Below are 18,537 nucleotides of genomic sequence, written 5' to 3'. Positions count from 1 at the left end.
GGCCCTCTCTTTATATTTTATACTGCTATGCCCTCCGGGGCCTCAGGTGTGGAAGAGAGCGGCGAAGAGCTTATAATCCTCCTGCATCTTGGGCAATAATGGGTAAGAATACTGGTGGAGGGCCCAGTCGATGACCACGCCCCGGAAATGACGAAAGCAAAAATCCGCCACCCACTCCGGCGGATGTTCCGGCCTCAGGAGGCCCTCCCCCTCCGCCTGACGGAAACAGTCCAGCATGGCCCTGAGCGTATAGCGGGTGGCGTCCATGCTCCTGGTCCCCGGCTCGGCGATGCGCCGCTGATAATAGCGGCCGATGAGCTCTCCGCTTTGCTCCATGAATTTGGCATAAGCCGAAAGGATACGCCACAGGCGCAGGTCCGGCGGCTCTTCCTCATGTCCCGCCAGCGCCCCCGCCATATAGTCGTCCAGAGGGGCGAACCCGCTCTCCAGGAGGGCCTCCTTAGAGGAAAAATGATGGTAGAAGGCGCCTGTAGTGATTCCCGCCTCCTTGCAGATGTCCCGGATGGACACCTTGTCAAAGCCCCGGTCCCGCATCAGGTCCAGCGCTGCATTCAGGATCCTGCGCTCCGTCTCTTTCCCCTGGAGCTTCCTCCGCTGGGCGTAATCCATCTTGTTTCCCCCTTCCGGCAGTTGACAAGATATCTTTCGTGTCCTATAATAACTATGGCATAACAATGTTATGTGATCCTATTATAAGCTGGGGCGGGAGCCCTGTCAATAGATGGAGATGATCACCCCTATGGCGCCTCGTAAAATTGCCCTGCTCACCGATTCCACCGCCGATCTGACGACTCAGGTCGCGGAGGAGAACCACATCCACGTCGTTCCCCTGCGGATCCGCTGTGCCGACGGCGAATATTCCGACGGCGTGGATATCCATGCCGCCGATATCTATGCCCGGCTCCGGGCGGGCGAGCTGCCCAAGACCTCCCTTCCCGCGGGGGAGGACATCACGGCGGCCTTTGACCGCATCCGGGACGAGGGCTATGACGGCGTCATCGCCGTCATGCTCTCTGGGGGCCTCTCCGGCACCTATAATATGACACGCCTGCTGGCGGAGGAGCGCCGGGACCTTGAGATCAAGGTCTACGACTCGGTGAGCGGTTCTCTGGGCATCGGCGTCACCATGCTCCAGTTGGCGGAGGACCTCCGGGCGGGCGCCTCCTGGCGGGAGCTCACCCATAAGCGGGTGCCTCAGCTCATCAAGAACACCTTTCCCTTCTTCTCCGTGGACACGCTGGAATATCTTCAGCGGGGCGGCCGCATCGGCAAAGTGACCGCCATGGCGGGAACCATGCTCCAGATCAAGCCCCTCATCACCTTTGCCGCCGACGGACAGCTCCAGTCCATCGCCAAGGTGCGCGGGCGGAAACAGGTCATGGACAAGCTCATCGATCTGGTGGTGAAGGCCTGCGGGAATCACAAAAAGTACAATCTGGCCGTGGCCAACGGAGGGGCCCCGGAGGAGATGGCCGTCCTCAAGGAAAAGCTGAAGGCGGCCCTCCCCTACTACGACCATATCTGGGACGGTGAACTGGACGGCACCTTGAGCGTCTACATCGGCGACGGGGTCCTCGGCACCTGCGTGCAGGTCCTGGATTAGGGTCTGTTGGAAAGCGGCTCTCATGCCCTTTTTCGTCCTTACACAAGGAATGCCCCCGGTCCGAACCGTGCGTTCGGACCGGGGGCATCTTTTCATCCGCCGCTCACCGCAGCAGCGGCAGGCATCCGGTCAGCCTGTTTACCAGTTTCTTCTCCCCACACAGACACAGGCCCAAGTACCGGTGCTCCTCCTCCCGGGTCCGGGCGGCTTTCTCCAGATAGGCGGGATAGCTCCTGCAGCACTGGGCCACGTCGGAAAAATCGGCGCAAAAAACGCTGGCAAACCGGGGCTCCCGCAGCCGGTTCCGCAGGGTCCGCAGGCCATCGGCGTCGCTTTTCAGCACCGGGACAGGGCTGGTGCTGATCCCGGGGTGGAGGCCGTCGTCGGCATCCCGGGCATCCGGACCCACCAGCGCGGGATGCCGCGCCCCCAGCGTCATGCCCAGAATGGCCGCGGCATTGGCCTGAACGCCCGGCGCCTGGTCCCCATCCAGCACCAGGACGCACTTGATCTCACTCTCTTCCAAATGAGGCCACCTCTTTTCTCCGCCCGGGGAACTTTCCCTCGGACAGCAGCACTCCCGCCAGCGTGAGGGCCATGCCGCCCGCCATCCGAGGCGTGAAGGGCTCCTTCAGAATCAGGGACGAGAAGAGGACCGTAATGAACGGCACCAGATAAATATAGGCGCTGGTCCTCATCGCGCCCAGCATACTCACCGCCCGGTTCCAGGTGACAAAACACAGGGCGGATGCCCCCAGCCCCAGGTACAGCAGATTGGGCAGCACGCCCGGTCCCGCCAGCAATGCCAGCATATCTCCCAGCGGCTCCAGGCGCAGGTCCGCCCCGTGGAACGTGACCAGGCAGATGCCCCCCATCGCGGCGGCAAAGCCCGCAAAAAAACGGGCCGTGAGCCGTTCTCCATCCAGAAAGAGATGGGCCAGCAGGGCGGTAAACACGGGGGATACCGAGACCACCACCCCTACGTTGGAGGCCAGGGTATGGGTGAGGGCCAGGTTCTCCAACAAAAAATAAAGGGTGACGCCGCACAGCCCCGCGGCGGCAAACAGCAGCTCCCGTCTCAGGCCCCCGGGCCGCAGCATCCGCGGCCGCACCATCAGCAGGGCCAGGTAGCCCAGGAGAAATCGGCCGAACAGGATCTCCAACGGGGTCAGCGTATCCAGCAATACCCTGGTGGAGATAAAGGTGGTCCCCCAGATGAGGATGGTCACCAGGGCGCACACGTGGCCGCTCGTCTTCTCACTCACGCCCCCCACCCCTCTCCCGGAAGATGGCGGCATACTGGCCCGGCGTCAGGCCAATGAGCCGCTTGAACTGATTGGTCAAATGGCTCTGGTCGGAAAACCCCGCCTCCAGGGCGGCTTCCGCCGGCGCGGTCCCCGCCTCCAGCAGCCTCTTGGCCTCCCCCACCCGGGCCGCCATCAGGTAGCTGTAGGGGGTGATGCCCCGCTCCCGGGTGAAGGCCCGGATGAGGCTGTACTTGGACCGCCCCGCCATTCGTGAGAGTTCCTCCAGAGAGACATGGCCGGTGCAGTGATCGTCCAGCCAAGCGCACAGGTCCGCCGTCAACCGGGCCTCCCACCGCTCCGCCGCTGTGGGTCCTCCCGCCGTACAGCGATCCAGGACCTGGGAAAGCAGGAGAAGAAAGGTCTCCTCCTTGCAGAACGCCCCTTCCCTCTCCATCACCATGCGGTGGAGGGACCGCAGCGGCGCGGTCAGTTCACTCCGGCGCACCAGAGGTTCCCGGAACCGGGGCAGGGACGCCTCCCCCGTGATCTCCCGGACATACCGGGCCATCGTCTCTTCCGGTACATTGAGACCGCCGTAATCCAGGCTGCGTCCGTCTACAGGGCGGCAGGAGTGGACGTCCCCCGGCGCGAAGAGAAGCAGATCGCCCGCCTCCGACAGGCAGTCGATGCCCCGGCAGATCGTGTGCTGGAGCCCCCGCTCGAGAAAGCCCAAGGTGTAATACTCGTGAAAATGGCCGGGGAAGATCTGGATGACCCCGCTGAAGTGATAGGCCTCCAGTCCCAGGTCCGGGTCATACCGCACTGTGCGCACACCCTGTTCCATGGCTCTGTTCATCTCCCTTGTCTTGCAGGGATATGATACCACGCCCCCACCCCACCGGCTTGCAGGATATTGCAAAAAATTTTCCAGCGTCTGTCTGCACGGAGAGGGCCGGCCCCAAATGGGGCCGGCCCTCTCCGCCTTCCGAATCCATGCGCTCTCCTGAGCGGGCTTTTGCTTTCTGAGTCGGCCTTTTACCGCGCGCCGAGATACTGCCCCGCCTTGCTGGCGGCCATGGCACCGTCGGCCGCAGCGGTGACCAACTGCCGCAGCTCCTTGGACCGGCTGTCCCCCGCCACAAAAACGCCGGGCACATTGGTGGCGCAGTCCTCCCCCGCCTTTACATAACCATACTCGTTGAGCTCCAGAGGGGGAGAAAACATGGCGTTGTCCGGGATGAGTCCCACCGCAGCGAATACCCCAGCCACATGGAGGATGCGCTGGTTCTCCGGCCCGCTCAGGCGCAGACTCTCCACCTGCTTGTCGCCCTGAATCTCCAGCACCCGGTGTCCCATGAGGGGCTTGACGTTCGGCTTGGAGGCCAGGTTGTCCAGCAGATACTGCTGGGCGGTGAAGCTGTCCCGGCGGTGGATGAGCCAAACGGTGGGGCAGATGGAGGACAGATAGATGGCGTCCTCCACGGCGGTATTGCCCCCGCCGACCACAGCCACGTCTTTCCCCTTGAAAAAGCTGCCGTCACAAGTGGCGCAGTAGCTCACACCCCTGCCGCCCAGGCGCTCCTCCCCGGGCACCTCCAGTTTCCGCCGGCGGACGCCGTTGGCCAGAATGAAGGTGCGGCCCTCAAAGATCTGCTCTCCCGCCCGGACCGTCTTTCTGTCCCCCCGGTCCTCAAAGCCGGTGACGGCGGCAAACTGGATCTCCGCCCCCAGCTCGGTGCACTGCTGGTAGAGCCCCATGGCAAAGTCGGGCCCCGAGATGGACAGGGTGCCGGGCCAGTTTTCCACGTGGGGGGTGGTGACGGCCTGGCCCCCGGGGACCCCGCCCTCCAGTACCAGCACGGAATGGCCCGCCCGCCGGGCATAGAGCGCGGCAGTCAGTCCGGCCGGACCCGCGCCCGCGATGACGATATCGTACAGCATAGTTTCCCCTCCACAGGTTTTCTGGTCGTTGTCAAATATAGTATATCCGATCCAGGAGGGAAAAGCAAAGGGATTTTAGAGCGGTGGCGCGGCCGTCAGGGCCCTGCACTCCGGGAAGCTCACCACTGCCTTGAAAAGGTCCCCGTCGATGTCCAGACGGAAGGTCCCTCCCTGGAGCTCGGTGAGGCTGCGGGCGATGGAGAGTCCCAGGCCGGACCCCTCGGTGGTCCGCGACTCCTCACCCCGCACAAACCGCTCCATAAGCCGGTCCGCCGGGATATTCAGCGGCTCCCGGGACACATTTTTGACGGACAGCACCACATTCCCGTCCCACGCCTTCACATCCAGATAGACGCGGGTGCCCGGCATGGCGTATTTGACGCAGTTGCCCAGCAGATTGTCGATGACCCGCCACAGGTGGCGCCCGTCGGCCTCCACATAGAGCTCGTGGTCCGGGGCCGTGCACACGGGGCTGAGGCCGCTTTTTTCAAACTTCTCCTCGTACTCCCCAAGGGCCTGATCCAGAAGCTGGATGAACCCCAGCCGCTCCTTATTCACGGTAAGGGCGCCGGTGGACGCCTTGGACGCCTCCACCAGGTCCTCCGTGAGCTTCTTGAGCCGCTGGGACTTCCGGTCCAGCACCTCGATATACTCCAGCGCCTTGGGGTCCTCCACCCCGGTCTTTTTCAGGAGGTCCACATAGTTGATGATGGAGGTGAGGGGGGTTTTCAGGTCGTGGGAGACGTTGGTGATGAGCTCGGCCTTGAAGCGTTCGCTCTTGAGGCGCTCCTCCACCGCATTCCCGATGGCGCTGCCCAGATCATTGAGCTGTCCGGCGTGCTCCCGAAGGTCCCGGTACATTTTTGCCGTGTCAATCTTATCGTCCGGCTCTCCGCCCACGATGCGTGCCGTCCCCTCCCGGACGGCGCGCCACTGGCGGGCCCACCGGCATAGCAGCCACAGCACCACGCCCTGCCAGACGGGCACCAGCACCACCGTGGGGATGGTGATGACGGTCATGAGCAGATAGAGGAGGAAGGTGAGCACAGGGCGGCGGATGACGCTCCAGTTGGCGGCCACCTCCCGGAAGAAGCGGCACACCCGGGCGCACAGCCGCCAGAGCACCGTATTCCGAAAGAGCCCTCCCGCCTTGCACCGCACGGCCAGCGTGTGGAGCAGGGCCAGGCACAGCCCGTCCGTGGCCACGGTGAACACGCCCAGGCCCACATAGGCGGTGGGGCGCTGCCCTCCCTGGTTGATGCTGTATGTGATGGAGTCCCCCGCAGCCAGCAGGAGGGTGATGAGCACGACAAACAGGCAGAGGTACAGGTCCAGCGGGACCCGGTCCTGCCAATTCAGCACGAGGCCGTCCTGTCCCCGGCGGCGGCCCGCCGACCGGCAGAACGGTATGAGGAGCGCCACGGAGAGTGTCAGCGTCACGACCGCCGCCGCTGCGACGGCCGGGAGATACTGCTGGAACTCCATGTAGTCCCGGTAGTCCTCCATAAAATAATCGTCCGCCGTCAGGGGCCAGCTCACCCCGTCCTGGGTGGTGAGGGTGACCGTTCGGATTCGGGTGTCCATGGCAGGCTCATAGTCCCACCAGTCCTCGCCGTCGGAGCGCCAGCCGTACGAATTATACTCTCCGGGCTGCTCAGCGGGCTTACACCGGACGTAGGTGCCGTCCGCCAGGTACACCATCTTGTCATAGAGTTCGCTCGCCTCGTCATAGACGCTGTAATCGTTCTGCGCCAGATCGTCACCCTGGACAAGGGTGTATTCGCTCAGCTGCGCGGCGGCCACCTGGTCCATGCTCTCCCCCTCGGGGAGATTGGAGTAGAGGAGTTTTCCCGCCTGGTCGTGTATCTCAAAGCGGTAATTGGTGCGCTCCGGAGAGAGAGCCTTGGTGAGATTCCCCAGCCGCTGCTGATCGGTATAGGTCAGCCCTCCCTGCCACAGTTGGGCCTGACAGAGATCCCGGACCTGGTCCGCCATGTACGCATACCGATTCATCGGGGCATAAATGCTGTAGCTGTGGACATAGTCGCCCCCGGACCAGAGATTGTCCCACTGTGCCATGGTGAAGAGCCCCGTCCAGAAAGCCAGTGCGGTGGTCACCAGGCACAGGAGGGTGAGGGCCGCCCGCCCCTGGGGACTGGTGAAGCGGATTTTCATGGAATCACTCCTATTCAGGGTTGGAGCCCGGCGGCTCCCCGCGGTGGGGGCTACACCTTCTCCATCTTATATCCCAGACCCCAGACCACCTTGATGTATCTGGGGTTGGCCGGGTCGATCTCGATCTTCTCCCTTAGATGACGGATGTGCACCGCCACGGTGTTCTCCGATCCCAGAGAGGGGTCGTTCCACACCAGCTCGTAGATCTGGCCGGTGGAGAAGACCCGGCCCGGATTTTTCATCAGCAGGAGCAGGATGTTGTACTCGATGGGGGTCAGGGACACGCCCTCCCCATCCACGGTCACGGACTTGGCGGCGTCGTCCAGGGCGATGCCGCCGTTGCGCAGGACCCGGGAGGTCTCTTCCTTCCGCTGGCCCCCCAGCGTGGTGTAGCGGCGGAGTTGGCTTTTTACCCGGGCCAGGACCTCAATGGGGTTGAAAGGCTTGGTCACATAGTCGTCCGCCCCGATGTTGAGGCCCAGGATCTTGTCCGCGTCCTCGCTTTTGGCTGTGAGGAAAATGATGGGGATATTCTTGCTCTCCCGGAGCTTGGCGGTGGCACGGATCCCGTCCATGTGGGGCATCATCACGTCCATGAGGATGAGATGGATCTCCCGCTCCTCCACGATCTTCAGCGCTTCCAGTCCGTCGTAAGCGTGATAGGTCTTGTACCCGTCGCTGGTGAGGTAGATGTCCAGGGCGGATACGATATCCCGGTCATCATCACAGATGAGAATGTTGTACAACAAAATCACTCCTCCTGTTTGTTATCCTACCAGCCGCTTTTTAAGCCGCAAGGTGGAAAAGGTTTAAGAAGTTCTTAAGAGGGGCGCCGCCGCCCTCTCTGGGTAGTATACCACATTGCCGCGCCGGCACCAAGATGGTCGGCTTTGGTTGGTTCCCCCCGCAGCCTTTGGATGGAGACAACCCACCCGCCGCCGTGTTAAGATCATCCCATCTTGTAAAAGGAGCGTGCCTATGGAAGCTTATCTACAGGGCCTCACCATGGGGCTAGCCTACGTGGCCCCCATCGGACTGCAAAACCTCTTCGTCATCAACACCGCCCTCACCCAAAAGCGCAGCCGGGCCTATCTCACCGCTCTCATCGTCATTTTCTTTGACGTCACGCTTGCCTTTGCCTGCTTTTTCGGGATCGGCGCCATCATGCAGCGCTTCGAATGGCTGCGCATGGCGGTCCTCTTGGTGGGCAGCGGTATCGTGATCTGGATCGGGATCGGCCTGCTCCGGGACAGGGGGCCCGAGGACACCGCCGCCGATGTGGATGTCCCCTGGGCCAAGGTGGTCACCACCGCCTGCGTCGTCACCTGGTTCAACCCCCAAGCCATCATCGACGGCACCATGATGCTGGGCGCCTTCAGCCGGAACGTGCTACGCATCATCAACCTCGTCTGCGGCAGTGTCGTCATTTTTTACGGCGGAAAACTCCTCTGGTCCTTTCTTCAGGCGGTCCTTCCTCTCCTCGGCGCATAATTCTCTCTTTTTTGCCCTTATTGTTGCATGGTCAACTATTCCTATGGTATACTGTTGAATAATAAACTGAACATGGGAAGTGACCATCTATGTCCATTTTCCGGCAGCCGGAAGACAAGTTTGCCCGTATGACCCAGACCCCCATCCCGACTCTGGTGTCCACGCTGGCGGTACCCACCATCATCAGTATGCTCATCACCTCGCTCTACAACATGGCCGACACCTTCTTCGTAGGCCAGATCGGTACCAGCGCCACCGCCGCCGTGGGCGTGGCTCTCCCGCTGATGGCCATCATCCAGGCCATCGGCTTCACCTTCGGCCAAGGCTCCGGGAACCACATCTCCCGGCTTCTGGGCCAGCAGCAGCGGGAGGAGGCAGAGCACATGGCCTCCGTCGCCTTTTTCTCCGCCTTTGCTCTGGGGGCGGTGCTGGGTGTGCTGGGCACCCTGTGGCTCGATCCGCTGGTCGATCTGCTGGGCGCCACCGCCACCAGCGCCGGATACACCAAGGACTACGCTCGATACATCCTCATCGGCTGCCCCTTCATGGTCTCCGCCCTGGTCCTCAACAACCAGTTCCGCTTTCAGGGAAACGCCATCTTCGGCATGGTGGGCATCTTTTCGGGCGCCGTGGTCAACATCATCCTGGACCCCATCTTCATCTTTGTCCTGGATATGGACACCGGCGGCGCCGCCCTGGCCACCATCCTCAGCCAGTTCCTCAGCTTCTGCCTGCTGGTGGGCGGCACGTTCCACGGCGACAATCTTCCCCTCTCCCTCCGGGCGTTCCGGCCCACGGTGGAGCGGTACTCCAAGATCATTTCCGGGGGCCTTCCCTCTTTCTGGCGGCAGGCCCTGGCCAGCGTGGCCACCATTCTCCTCAATGTGGCCGGACGGGAATTCGGCGGCGGCGATGTGGCCGTGGCGGCCATGAGCATCGTCTCCCGCATCACGATGTTCGCCGGTTCGGCGCTGGTGGGCTTCGGTCAGGGCTACCAGCCGGTGTGCGGCTTCAATTACGGGGCCAAGCTGTATGGCCGGGTCCGGGAGGCCTTTTTCTTTTTCTTCAAAGTGGCCGCCGTCGGAGCGCTGATCCTGGCGGCGCTGGGCTTCCTCTTCTCCCCCCAGTTGGTCGCCATCTTCCGCCGGGACGATTCCGAGGTCATCCGCATCGGCGCCACGGCCCTGCGGATGCAGTGTGTCACCTTTCCCCTGATGGCCTGGTTCTTCCCCACCAGTATGACCTTGCAGACCACCGGCCTCTCCTTAAAGGCCTCCGCGCTGGCCATGTGCCGACAGGGGCTTTTCTTCCTTCCCTTTATTCTGACCTTGCCCCGCCTCTGGGGTATCCCCGGCATTCAGCTCAGCCAACCGGCGGCGGATCTGTGCTCTTTCCTGGTGGCCCTCCCCATGGGGCTCGGGGTCCTTCGGGACCTGCGTCTGGCCCAGGAGGGGCTGGAGGCCCAAAAGGAGTGACTTCAGCCCGGATCACCGGCGCTGCTCCGGGAGAGGGTGCCCATCCGCTTGAGCCGCCGCCTTCCCGGACCTTATTCCCCGCACAGAGAGGCCCCTCCCCCCTGTTGAAAAGGGGGAGGGGCCTCTCTGTATTCTCTCTGTTCGTCCTCGCGCCTCTATGATGCGGCACCGGCGATTTGCTTATCTTCCAAAGGAAAAGAGCCCCTTCTTCTGATAGGGCTCGCTCCGGATGGACGATACCCGATAGCCAGTGGCGTCGATCACCTGCCGCAGCGCCTGTTCATCGATCTCCTGCTCTGTGAGGATGACGGTCTGATTTTTGCTGTGGGATGCGCTCACCTTTTTGACATCAAACGCCTTCCGGACCGCCTCGTTGATGTGCGACTCACACATGGAACAGGCCATACCTTCGATCTCCAGGGTCACTTTCGTCATATTCTGGATCTCCTCCTGATCTTATCTGTGCTACGGACCGCACAGTTAGTTGACACTAACCGTATTATAACACGCTCCCCCGCCGGAGACAAGCGGTCCGGCTGAATATTTTTCCTCCGGGATTGTCTCATTCCGGCCAAATGGTGCAAACAGGGCTGCGCCTGCGATAAAAACGCCTTTTGTCCCGTTATTTTTTTGCAGCACGGCTCTGCCGACACCGCCTTTCCTTCTCCCGGCAATTATGATATGATAAAAGAAAAGATATCCCATTCCAAATTTTAAAGAGGAGGAGCGGCGCGTGTTTCTCGTGATGACCATGGAGTCCCTTGCCCGGCGGGAACGGCCCGAGCAGCGGCTGGACGAGGGGCTGCTGGGCCGGGTGGGCCGGGGGGATCTCACCGCCTTGGAATCTCTCTACCTTCAGACAGAAAAGGCCGTCTATGCCCTGGCCCTCTCCATCCTCCGGAATCCGGACGACGCCCAGGATGTGACCCAGGAGGTCTACCTGAAGGTCCGGGCGGCGGCTCACCTGTATGTGCCGCAGGGGAAACCGCTGGCCTGGCTCTTCACCATCACTCGCAATTTGTGCCGGGACCTCCAGCGTGTCCAGGCGCGCACCGGGCAGGCTCCGGACGGCCTGGAGGATGACGTGCGGTTCTCCTATGTCTCCGATCCCACGGACCGACTGGTGCTGGAGGCCGCCCTCAAGACTCTGGGAGAGGATGAGCGCCAGGTGGTGCTGCTCCACGCCGTCTCCGGTCTGCGGCACCGGGAGATCGCCCGGGACCTGGGTCTCCCGCTCTCCACAGTGCTCTCCCGGTACAGTCGGGCACTCAAAAAACTCAAGCGCTGTCTTTCTGAAGAGGGGGTGCGCCTATGAAACGGAAGATAGAGACCTCCCTGCGCCGGGCCATGGACCAGCTCCCGCAGCCCGATTACTGGACTGTGGCGGAGGCCCCGGTCCAAAAGATGGAGGTCCACGACTATGTAACCCGGCAGGATGTCTCCGTCCGCCCCGTTCGCCGCCGCGCGCTCCCCTTGGCCCTGGCCGCCTGCGCGCTGGCGCTTGCTGTGGGACTTTATTCCTATTTTCGGTTTTTCCAGATCTATTCCGTGGTAGATCTGACGGTAAACCCATCTTTCGCCCTTGCGCTCAACCGGGGGGACCAGGTGCGGAACGTGACCGCCCTCAACGGGGATGCGGAGGCAATCCTGGAGGGCCGCTCCTACCGGGGCTGGACTCTGGAGGCCACTGTGGAAAATCTGTTGGACGGGTTGGCCGCCCAAGGATATCTCACCTCTGCCGACGACGCCGTGGATGTCGCCGTGAACAGCAAAGACGCCGACCACGGCCGGGCGCTCCGTGAGACCGTGGAGCGCTGCGTCGCCGAAAAGCTCTCCGGGTTCTCGCAGCCGGATGTTCCCGCCCCCTCTCCTACGTCCGGAACGGTGGCCACACCCGTACCGACTCCCATCGCAACCCCCTATTCCACGCCTGTTCCCACACCCGCCGCAACGCCCGTCCCGACGCCTGCTCCCACACCTGCACCCACGCCGACTCCTTCCCCGCAGCCCACGGACCCCCTCTCCGAAGAGGCGGTGGGGGATATCCTCCGTCAGCGCCTGCCGGAGGCCGTACTCAAAGAGCTGGAGCTGGACGAGGACGACGGCCGGTGGATCTACGAGGCCAAGCTCCGCCACGGCGATCTCAAATATGAAATCGAACTGGACGCCTTTACCGGTGAGATTCTCAAGTGGGAAGAGGACGACTGAACGCGAGCCGCTCAGGGCGCGCCTCCGGTGGGGCCCGCTCCGTAAAAAAGAGCTGTGGCTTTGCCACAGCTCTTTTTATTCGGTCTTCAGTCCTCTCGCAGGGTCAGGGACACCGGGCAGTGGTCGCTGCCCAGGACATCGGCATGAATCTCCGCCTTTTCAATGCGGTCCCGGAGTCGGTCCGACACCAGGAAGTAGTCGATGCGCCAGCCCGCGTTCTTCTCCCTGGCGTGGAAGCGGTAGCTCCACCAGGAATAGGCCCCCGCCAAATCAGGATAGAGGTAGCGGAAGGTGTCGGTAAAGCCGGATGCGAGCAGCCGGGTCATCTTGGCCCGCTCTTCGTCGGAAAAGCCCGCGTTCCCCCGGTTGGTTTTGGGGTTCTTCAGGTCGATCTCCTCATGGGCCACATTCATATCCCCGCAGACCACCACCGGCTTTCTCGCGTCCAGGGAGAGCAGATAGGCCCGGAAGGCGTCCTCCCACTCCATCCGGTAAGGGAGACGCGCCAGACCGTCCTGAGCATTGGGGGTATAGACGGTGACCAGATAGAGCTTCTCCAGCTCCAGGGTGATGGCCCGCCCTTCTCCCACATGGGCCGGATCTCCGATGTCGTAGGACACGGAGATCGGCTCCCGCCGGGTGAAGGCGGCGGTGCCGGAATAGCCCTTCTTCTCAGCGGAGTTCCAGTACTGGAAATAGCCGGGCGTCTCAATCTCGGCCTGATGGGGCTGCATTTTAGTCTCTTGCAGGCAGAACACGTCGGCGTCGGCCCTCTGAAAATAATCAAAAAAACCCTTTTTCGCGCAGGCCCGCAGGCCGTTCACGTTCCAAGAGACGAGCTTCATGGAAAAGTCCTCCTTCGCATCCAGTCGTGTGTGCTACTATTTTACACGATGGGGCGCGGAATTACCAGATAGAGACCGTCTTTTTACAGAAATCCGGTGGGGCGTGGATAAGAGGCATGCTAAAATGGGTATAACGAATGGGAGGTCATATCCTGTGACACGTCTTTTTGCCGCACAGGCGGCGGAGGATGGCGCATCCATCTCCGCCGCTCTGCTCGCCGAGGCTGTGCGGGCGGTCTGGCGCCTGGAAGCTCTCCCGGAGACGGCGCTCGGCCCCCAGGGCAAGCCCTTTTTCCCCAGCCATCCCGCGCTCCACTTCAATCTCAGCCACAGCGGTCCCTACGCCTTCTGTGCCCTCTCCGACGTGCCGGTGGGGGTGGATGTGGAACGGCTGCGCCCCCGCCGGGTGGCGCTGGTCAAACGCGCCCTGTCGGAGGAGGAATCCGCCTGGTACGTCTCCCGCGGCCGCCGCTGGGAGGACTTCTACACTCTCTGGACCTGCAAGGAAGCACGGGTGAAGTGCCTGGGCACAGGGCTGATCCAGGCCCCCGCCTCCATCTCCGTTCCCCTTCTGGATTCGGGCGCGGCCGCCGCCCTGGACGGTCTGGTTTTCACCACTTATGCCGGAGAGGGGTACCGGGCCGCCCTGTGCTCCCCCACCGACACGGCGGCGCTGGAGTGGTTCACTTTTTCTTAATCATAACTTAATAATGGACCCACTGTTTTCTAAAGAATCCATCGGTATACTGGGGGTGTAAAAGGAGGGACAGACATGAACATCTTGATTTTGACTGGAAAATTCGGCATGGGACACTGGTCTGCCTCTCAGTCGCTGCGCTTACAGCTTCTGAACGCCTTTCCCGCCGCCAATGTGACCGTGGAGGACTTTTTTGCCTACGCCCTGCCCGACGCCTCCGAGGCCATCTACAAGGGTTTCTCCCTGCTGGTGACCCACGGAAGCGGTCTCTATAACATCTACTACAAAGCCACGGAGAACGCCTCGCTCAAGACTAGGCCCCCGCTGGAAAGCCTCTTCCAGGACAAGCTTGCCGAGCTGCTGTGGGAGCGGCGGCCTGACGCCGTGATCGCCACCCACCCCTTCTGCGCCCAGTTGGTGTCCGACTACAAGGAGGAGCTGTGCTCCACCCTTCCCCTGGTGACCTGCATCACCGATCTCACCTCCCATTCCGAGTGGATCAACGACCACACCGACTGCTATCTGGTGGGCTCTCCCGAGATCCGGGACCGTCTGGAGGAAAAAGGCGTGGACCACGGGCGCATCCTGGTCACCGGTATTCCCGTAAAGCCTGAGTTCAAGGCCCCTGCCCGTCGGGGGCAGGATGGCGTGCGCCGCCTGCTCATCATGGGCGGCGGACTGGGACTGCTCCCCAAGCGGGACAGCTTCTACGAGGCGCTCAACGCGCTTCCGGACGTCAGGACCACCCTGATCACCGGCGGGAATCAAAAGCTCTATGACAAGCTCCACGGCAAATACGAGAATATCGAGGTCGTGGGGTTTACAGACCGGGTATACGATTATATGGCCCGCGCTAATTTAATGCTCTCCAAGCCGGGCGGCATCACCCTGTTCGAGACCATCTTCTCCGAGCTGCCCATCCTGGCCTGGGAGCCCTTCCTCCAGCAGGAGCGCAACAACGCCCGCTTTATCACCCGCTATCAGATCGGCCGTATTGCCGCCAAAGAGCCGGAAGCCTGTGTGGAGGCCATACGGCGGCTTCTCTACGACGACAAGGCCCTCCGCCGCATGGGGCAGAATATGCGCCTTCTGAAAGGGCGGCTGGAGGCGCAAAGCCTGGCGCGCATCGTTGCCACTCTGGCGGCCCAGGGCAGGGGGGTGTGCGCATGATGGACCGGAAAACCAACTGGGGGCTTCTTCTCATTCTGACCCTCATGTCCGGAACGATCTTCCTTCTTCTCCGGGAGCAGCCCCTCTCCAGCCTGCTGGGCATCCTCTCTACCATCCGGCCCGGCTATGTGCTGCTGGGCCTGGGGCTGATGTTCTGCTTTGTGGGCTGTGAGGCCATGTGCTCGAAGCTCATCCTGGCCCGTCTGGGGCACCACCTCCCCTACCGCCGGTGCCTGGGTTACTCCTTTACCGGGTTCTATGTCAGCTCCATCACCCCCTCCTCTACGGGAGGGCAGCCCGCCCAGATCTATTACATGTCCAAAGACAGCGTACCCGCGGCCCACGGCTCCCTCAATATGATGCTCATCGCCGTATGTTATCAAGTGGTCACTCTGGGCTATGCCGTCGCCGCGTTCCTGCTGTTGCCCTCGGTGCGGGCGGGCATGGGAGCCGGCCTGGGGCTGCTGCTGCTCTATGGCGGGGCGATGATGCTCATTCTCACCGCCGGGATGCTGTGCATGATGTTCCTCCCCAACGCCGCCCAGCGGTTCACCGGCGGGCTGGTTTCCCTTGGGGGACGCCTCCGTCTGGTCAGGCATGAGGCCCAGACGCGGGAGAAGCTGGCGCGGCAGATGGACGCCTATCGGGAGGGGGCGGCGTGCATCCGGGCCAACCTGAATCTTCTTCCCGCCCTGCTGCTGATCACCTTTCTCCAGCTCACCGCCCTCTATGCCGTACCCTACGTGGTCTACCTGGGCTTCGGCCTGCGCGCGCACAGCCTCTTCCAGCTCCTGGGCGCCCAGGCCCTGGTCTCCATGGCAGTCGGCTCGCTCCCCCTCCCCGGAGCGGTGGGGGTGGCGGAAGGGTGCGCCCTGAAGACCTTTACCCTCTTCTTCGGCCCCGCCCTGGCCGCGCCCGCCGTGGTGGTGGCCCGCGGCATCAGCTTTTACAGTTTTCTCCTCCTCAGCGGCGGGGTCACCCTTGCCGTCCACCTGCGGGCCCGCCGGGCGGAATCCGCCCCCCGCCCGGCCCGTATAGAGAAGTCCTCCGTCCCGAAAAAAGAGTTCCCCCGGGCCGCCGGCATGTAAAATTTCGGTTACGCTGTTGACTTTCCACCTTCATGGAGGGTATCATACAGCAATCGGCGCCGCAGTGCGCCGCCCCTGCAGAGAAAGGAAGGCACTCCAGATGGAAAGCGCTGACACCGGCGACGCAGGTCGAAGTCGCTCCCCTGGCAATTTGAAACGGCATGGTCCACAGCTCTCTGAGCGGCGGGCCATGCCGTTTTGTGCGCTTTTCCGCCTCTGCCGGGCCGTGAAGGGGTGACGCGCTCCACTTTAAGCCGCCCCAACTCTTACCCATCACAAGGAGGATATCAATTTTGGAAAACCCGTTCCTATGGCAGCTCCTGCTCCAAGCCGTTCTCATTCTCTTAAACGCTGTTTTCGCCTGCGCTGAGATCGCCGTGATCTCCATGAACGATATGAAGCTGGAGCAACTGGCCGCGCAAGGGGACCGCCGGGCCATCCGGCTCTCCCGGCTGGTCAGCCAGCCCGCCCGTTTTCTGGCTACCATTCAGGTGGCCATTACCCTCTCCGGCTTTCTGGGCAGTGCCTTTGCTGCGGACAATTTTGCGGCCCGGCTGACGGAGTGGCTGCTCTCTCTCGGCATCCCCGTCCCCGCCTCCACCCTGAATACCGTGTCCGTGGTGATCATCACCCTGATCCTCTCCTACGTCACCCTCATCTTCGGCGAGCTGGTGCCCAAGCGGCTGGCCATGAAGCGGGCAGAATCGCTGGCGCTGGGCATCGCCAATCTGGTCTCCCTGATCTCAAAGCTCTTCGCCCCCATCGTGTGGGCGCTCACCGCCTCCACCAACCTGGTGCTGCGGCTGTGCGGCGTGGACCCCGACGCGGAGGACGAGGAGGTCAGCGAGGAGGAGATCCGGCTGCTGGTGGAAAAGGGCGGCTCCAAGGGGGTCATCGCCCCACAGGAGACCACGTTCATCCAGAACGTCTTTGAGTTCAACGATCTTACCGTGGAGGAATTTGCCACCCACCGCACCGATGTGTGCCATCTCTGCCTAGACGAACCCCAGGAGGCGTGGGAGACCACCATCCACGATAGCCGCCATTCCCGCTATCCCGTCTGCGAGAGCACCGTGGACCAAGTGGTGGGCATTCTGGACGCCAAGCGCTATTTCCGCCTCTCCGACAAAAGCCGGGAGAGCGTGATGCAGCATGCGGTAACGCCGCCCTGGTTCATTCCCGAAACCGTGCGGGCGGATGTGCTGTTCAAGCAGATGCAGCATTCCCGCAACCACTTTGCCGTGGTGCTGGACGAATACGGCGGTATGGCGGGCATCGTCACCATGAGCGATCTTCTGGAGCAGTTGGTGGGCGATCTGGACGACAGCGCGGAGCACGAGCCCGTCCTCCCGGAGATCGAACCGCTGGACTCAGGCACCTGGCGTATTCTGGGCAGCGCCCCCCTGGCCCATGTGGCCAAAGCGCTGCATGTCAACCTTCCCGTCAAGGAATACGACACCTTCGGCGGCTTTGTCTTTGCCTGTTACGGCTTTGTGCCGGAGGACGGGGCGGAATTCGAACTGGACGCCTGCGGCCTCCACATCCACGTGACACAGATCCAGGGACACAAGCTGCAGCGGGCCGTCGTCTGCCGCGAAACGCCGCCTCACGACCCATAGAGGACCAGGGCGCGTACGCCCCCTTACCGCTCCTTCCCGGCGGTCAGCTCATCCACCAGCGCCACGGCCAGCGCCACCACACGGTCGCAGTGGGGCTTTTTTTCCTCTCCCTGCTTCTGAGCCGCCTCCAGCAGATCACGGCAGTCCATGGCCCCCGCCCGTGCCCGGAACCGGCGCTGAAACTCCACCGCCGTCTCCTCGTCCGCTCCCAGCAGCCCCAGGGCCATCAGGCCGCCGGTGGCCGCGCCGCAGACGGAGCCCCGGCGCATACCGGCGCCGAACTGGGCCGCCAGGCGACAGATGTCCTCATGGTCCAGGCCCTGCTCCTCCGCAAAGGGGAGAAGCGCCGCCTGACAGCAGTTATAGTGCCGCTCCTTGACGTCGCGGAGGGCCTGCGCGCGCTTTGTATGATCCATCTCAGTCCCGCTCCTCTGCTTTTCGCTCAAAAATCAAATCAATATTGCACAATACGCCGCCCATGCTGATCTTGGTGGGGAGATATCCCACATAACGCCAGCCCTGGGCGGCGTATTTGTCAATGATGGCGCGGTGCTCCTCAAACCTGGAGGCAGAGACGCCCTCTGAGAGCAGATCCACATACTTGTATTCGTACATACTTCTTCCTCCTGAAAGTTCATTTGCTCCCGGCTCCCCTCATTGCCGCCCCCCTGCTCTGATGGCTTTTCCACAGCCGCTAATTGAACATGTCCGGGTTTTCCTCAAAAAGCCCGCGCACTTTTTCCAGGAGGGGGCGGTGGATGGGAAGGGCCAGCGCCGGGTCGCCGGCGAGGAGCTCCGCCGCCGCGTCCTGGGCCTCTTTAAGGACCCTGGCGTCCGTGTTGAAGTCGGCCACCCGCAGGACCGGCAGGCCGTGCTGTCGGGCCCCGAAGAAGTCGCCGGGGCCCCGGAGCTTCAAGTCCTCTTCCGCTATTTTGATCCCGTCGCTGGTGTCCGTCT

20 protein-coding genes and 1 pseudogene are annotated in these 18,537 nt (G+C 62.5%); 9 read left to right on the top strand and 12 right to left on the bottom strand.

The window, feature by feature from the left end; translation table 11 throughout:
* Nucleotides 1–42 precede the first annotated feature (42 nt).
* Nucleotides 43–630: a TetR/AcrR family transcriptional regulator gene (locus ABUA09_RS16290; RefSeq protein ID WP_278905018.1), complete on the bottom strand. Its 588-nt coding sequence runs from the start codon at nt 628–630 to the stop codon at nt 43–45.
* Between the two features lie 112 nt (nt 631–742).
* Between ABUA09_RS16290 and ABUA09_RS16285 the strand changes: the two genes are divergently transcribed.
* Nucleotides 743–1,624, top strand: coding sequence for a DegV family protein (locus tag ABUA09_RS16285; protein ID WP_227151453.1), 882 nt, complete (start codon nt 743–745; stop codon nt 1,622–1,624).
* A gap of 103 nt (nt 1,625–1,727) precedes the next feature.
* On the opposite strand, the gene ABUA09_RS16280 is transcribed toward ABUA09_RS16285, so the two are convergent.
* The 6 genes from ABUA09_RS16280 to ABUA09_RS16255 form a co-directional block, all read right to left on the bottom strand.
* The gene (locus tag ABUA09_RS16280; RefSeq protein WP_349949529.1) at nt 1,728–2,150 is read right to left on the bottom strand and encodes a DUF2000 domain-containing protein; all 423 of its coding nucleotides are present in this window, start codon (nt 2,148–2,150) and stop codon (nt 1,728–1,730) included.
* On the bottom strand, nt 2,137–2,922 hold the full coding sequence (locus ABUA09_RS16275) for an EamA family transporter (RefSeq protein ID WP_195614720.1): 786 nt from the start codon (nt 2,920–2,922) through the stop codon (nt 2,137–2,139). Before ABUA09_RS16275 ends, ABUA09_RS16280 begins: the two co-directional genes overlap by 14 nt.
* Complete coding sequence (locus tag ABUA09_RS16270; RefSeq protein ID WP_158453365.1) at nt 2,882–3,715, bottom strand: AraC family transcriptional regulator; 834 nt, start codon at nt 3,713–3,715, stop codon at nt 2,882–2,884. Before ABUA09_RS16270 ends, ABUA09_RS16275 begins: the two co-directional genes overlap by 41 nt.
* Nucleotides 3,716–3,906: 191 nt before the next feature.
* Nucleotides 3,907–4,812, bottom strand: a complete 906-nt coding sequence (locus ABUA09_RS16265; RefSeq protein ID WP_306792536.1) for an NAD(P)/FAD-dependent oxidoreductase — start codon at nt 4,810–4,812, stop codon at nt 3,907–3,909.
* A 75-nt stretch (nt 4,813–4,887) separates the two neighbouring features.
* Complete coding sequence (locus tag ABUA09_RS16260) at nt 4,888–6,987, bottom strand: sensor histidine kinase (RefSeq protein WP_195607880.1); 2,100 nt, start codon at nt 6,985–6,987, stop codon at nt 4,888–4,890.
* 50 nt (nt 6,988–7,037) lie between these two features.
* Nucleotides 7,038–7,733, bottom strand: coding sequence for a response regulator transcription factor (locus ABUA09_RS16255; RefSeq protein WP_075703477.1), 696 nt, complete (start codon nt 7,731–7,733; stop codon nt 7,038–7,040).
* A 232-nt stretch (nt 7,734–7,965) separates the two neighbouring features.
* On the opposite strand from ABUA09_RS16255, the gene ABUA09_RS16250 reads away from it, so the two are divergent.
* Both ABUA09_RS16250 and ABUA09_RS16245 read left to right on the top strand, forming a co-directional pair.
* On the top strand, nt 7,966–8,478 hold the full coding sequence (locus ABUA09_RS16250) for a LysE/ArgO family amino acid transporter (RefSeq protein ID WP_278905026.1): 513 nt from the start codon (nt 7,966–7,968) through the stop codon (nt 8,476–8,478).
* Between the two features lie 89 nt (nt 8,479–8,567).
* Entirely contained in the window at nt 8,568–9,953 is a 1,386-nt protein-coding gene (locus ABUA09_RS16245) for an MATE family efflux transporter (protein WP_195614717.1), read from the top strand.
* Nucleotides 9,954–10,133: 180 nt separating this feature from the next.
* On the opposite strand, the gene ABUA09_RS16240 is transcribed toward ABUA09_RS16245, so the two are convergent.
* Complete coding sequence (locus ABUA09_RS16240; RefSeq protein ID WP_058117227.1) at nt 10,134–10,388, bottom strand: heavy-metal-associated domain-containing protein; 255 nt, start codon at nt 10,386–10,388, stop codon at nt 10,134–10,136.
* 298 nt (nt 10,389–10,686) lie between these two features.
* Here ABUA09_RS16240 and ABUA09_RS16235 point away from each other — a divergent pair, with 298 nt between their 5' ends.
* Together ABUA09_RS16235 and ABUA09_RS16230 are read left to right on the top strand one after the other, a co-directional pair.
* On the top strand, nt 10,687–11,268 hold the full coding sequence (locus tag ABUA09_RS16235) for an RNA polymerase sigma factor (RefSeq protein WP_227151457.1): 582 nt from the start codon (nt 10,687–10,689) through the stop codon (nt 11,266–11,268).
* On the top strand, nt 11,265–12,161 hold the full coding sequence (locus ABUA09_RS16230; protein WP_033116366.1) for a PepSY domain-containing protein: 897 nt from the start codon (nt 11,265–11,267) through the stop codon (nt 12,159–12,161). The genes ABUA09_RS16235 and ABUA09_RS16230 overlap by 4 nt, the downstream gene beginning before the upstream one ends.
* A gap of 86 nt (nt 12,162–12,247) precedes the next feature.
* Here ABUA09_RS16230 and ABUA09_RS16225 read toward each other — a convergent pair whose 3' ends face one another.
* Nucleotides 12,248–13,006, bottom strand: a complete 759-nt coding sequence (locus ABUA09_RS16225; protein ID WP_033116367.1) for an exodeoxyribonuclease III — start codon at nt 13,004–13,006, stop codon at nt 12,248–12,250.
* Nucleotides 13,007–13,160: 154 nt separating this feature from the next.
* Here ABUA09_RS16225 and ABUA09_RS16220 point away from each other — a divergent pair, with 154 nt between their 5' ends.
* From ABUA09_RS16220 to ABUA09_RS16205, 4 genes are all read left to right on the top strand, one after another.
* On the top strand, nt 13,161–13,703 hold the full coding sequence (locus ABUA09_RS16220; protein ID WP_208318701.1) for a 4'-phosphopantetheinyl transferase family protein: 543 nt from the start codon (nt 13,161–13,163) through the stop codon (nt 13,701–13,703).
* Between the two features lie 75 nt (nt 13,704–13,778).
* Entirely contained in the window at nt 13,779–14,873 is a 1,095-nt protein-coding gene (locus tag ABUA09_RS16215; RefSeq protein ID WP_349949528.1) for an MGDG synthase family glycosyltransferase, read from the top strand.
* Nucleotides 14,870–15,961 (top strand): lysylphosphatidylglycerol synthase transmembrane domain-containing protein, encoded by a 1,092-nt coding sequence (locus ABUA09_RS16210; protein WP_052082399.1) that lies wholly within the window; start codon nt 14,870–14,872, stop codon nt 15,959–15,961. Before ABUA09_RS16215 ends, ABUA09_RS16210 begins: the two co-directional genes overlap by 4 nt.
* A 293-nt stretch (nt 15,962–16,254) precedes the next feature.
* Nucleotides 16,255–17,580, top strand: coding sequence for a hemolysin family protein (locus tag ABUA09_RS16205; RefSeq protein WP_207743454.1), 1,326 nt, complete (start codon nt 16,255–16,257; stop codon nt 17,578–17,580).
* Between the two features lie 23 nt (nt 17,581–17,603).
* Here ABUA09_RS16205 and ABUA09_RS16200 read toward each other — a convergent pair whose 3' ends face one another.
* From ABUA09_RS16200 to ABUA09_RS16190, 3 genes and pseudogenes are all read right to left on the bottom strand, one after another.
* Nucleotides 17,604–17,996, bottom strand: coding sequence for a C-GCAxxG-C-C family protein (locus ABUA09_RS16200; protein ID WP_033116370.1), 393 nt, complete (start codon nt 17,994–17,996; stop codon nt 17,604–17,606).
* 1 nt (nt 17,997) lies between these two features.
* Entirely contained in the window at nt 17,998–18,195 is a 198-nt protein-coding gene (locus tag ABUA09_RS16195; protein WP_033116371.1) for a DUF4177 domain-containing protein, read from the bottom strand.
* 79 nt (nt 18,196–18,274) lie between these two features.
* A pseudogene (locus ABUA09_RS16190) lies at nt 18,275–18,537 on the bottom strand (ATP-dependent DNA helicase RecG); the annotation flags it as partial.

Source organism: Intestinimonas sp. RTP31139st1_F5_RTP31139_211217 (assembly GCF_040226735.1).
In the GTDB taxonomy this organism is placed as follows: domain Bacteria; phylum Bacillota; class Clostridia; order Oscillospirales; family Oscillospiraceae; genus Intestinimonas; species Intestinimonas butyriciproducens.
The sequence above is the reverse complement of the archived record's forward strand: the minus strand, read 5'-3'. Positions and strand labels throughout refer to the sequence as shown.

Bases quoted from the DNA above. Each gene is read 5' to 3' on its own strand.
- ABUA09_RS16270 (WP_158453365.1), bottom strand. From the start codon at position 3,715: ATGGAACAGGGTGTGCGCACAGTGCGGTATGACCCGGACCTGGGACTG.
- ABUA09_RS16250 (WP_278905026.1), top strand. From the start codon at position 7,966: ATGGAAGCTTATCTACAGGGCCTCACCATGGGGCTAGCCTACGTGGCC.
- ABUA09_RS16225 (WP_033116367.1), bottom strand. From the start codon at position 13,006: ATGAAGCTCGTCTCTTGGAACGTGAACGGCCTGCGGGCCTGCGCGAAA.
- ABUA09_RS16200 (WP_033116370.1), bottom strand. From the start codon at position 17,996: ATGGATCATACAAAGCGCGCGCAGGCCCTCCGCGACGTCAAGGAGCGG.
- ABUA09_RS16195 (WP_033116371.1), bottom strand. From the start codon at position 18,195: ATGTACGAATACAAGTATGTGGATCTGCTCTCAGAGGGCGTCTCTGCC.
- ABUA09_RS16290 (WP_278905018.1), bottom strand. From the start codon at position 630: ATGGATTACGCCCAGCGGAGGAAGCTCCAGGGGAAAGAGACGGAGCGC.
- ABUA09_RS16265 (WP_306792536.1), bottom strand. From the start codon at position 4,812: ATGCTGTACGATATCGTCATCGCGGGCGCGGGTCCGGCCGGACTGACT.
- ABUA09_RS16210 (WP_052082399.1), top strand. From the start codon at position 14,870: ATGATGGACCGGAAAACCAACTGGGGGCTTCTTCTCATTCTGACCCTC.
- ABUA09_RS16215 (WP_349949528.1), top strand. From the start codon at position 13,779: ATGAACATCTTGATTTTGACTGGAAAATTCGGCATGGGACACTGGTCT.
- ABUA09_RS16285 (WP_227151453.1), top strand. From the start codon at position 743: ATGGAGATGATCACCCCTATGGCGCCTCGTAAAATTGCCCTGCTCACC.
- ABUA09_RS16230 (WP_033116366.1), top strand. From the start codon at position 11,265: ATGAAACGGAAGATAGAGACCTCCCTGCGCCGGGCCATGGACCAGCTC.
- ABUA09_RS16275 (WP_195614720.1), bottom strand. From the start codon at position 2,922: ATGCCGCCATCTTCCGGGAGAGGGGTGGGGGGCGTGAGTGAGAAGACG.
- ABUA09_RS16260 (WP_195607880.1), bottom strand. From the start codon at position 6,987: ATGAAAATCCGCTTCACCAGTCCCCAGGGGCGGGCGGCCCTCACCCTC.
- ABUA09_RS16245 (WP_195614717.1), top strand. From the start codon at position 8,568: ATGTCCATTTTCCGGCAGCCGGAAGACAAGTTTGCCCGTATGACCCAG.
- ABUA09_RS16240 (WP_058117227.1), bottom strand. From the start codon at position 10,388: ATGACGAAAGTGACCCTGGAGATCGAAGGTATGGCCTGTTCCATGTGT.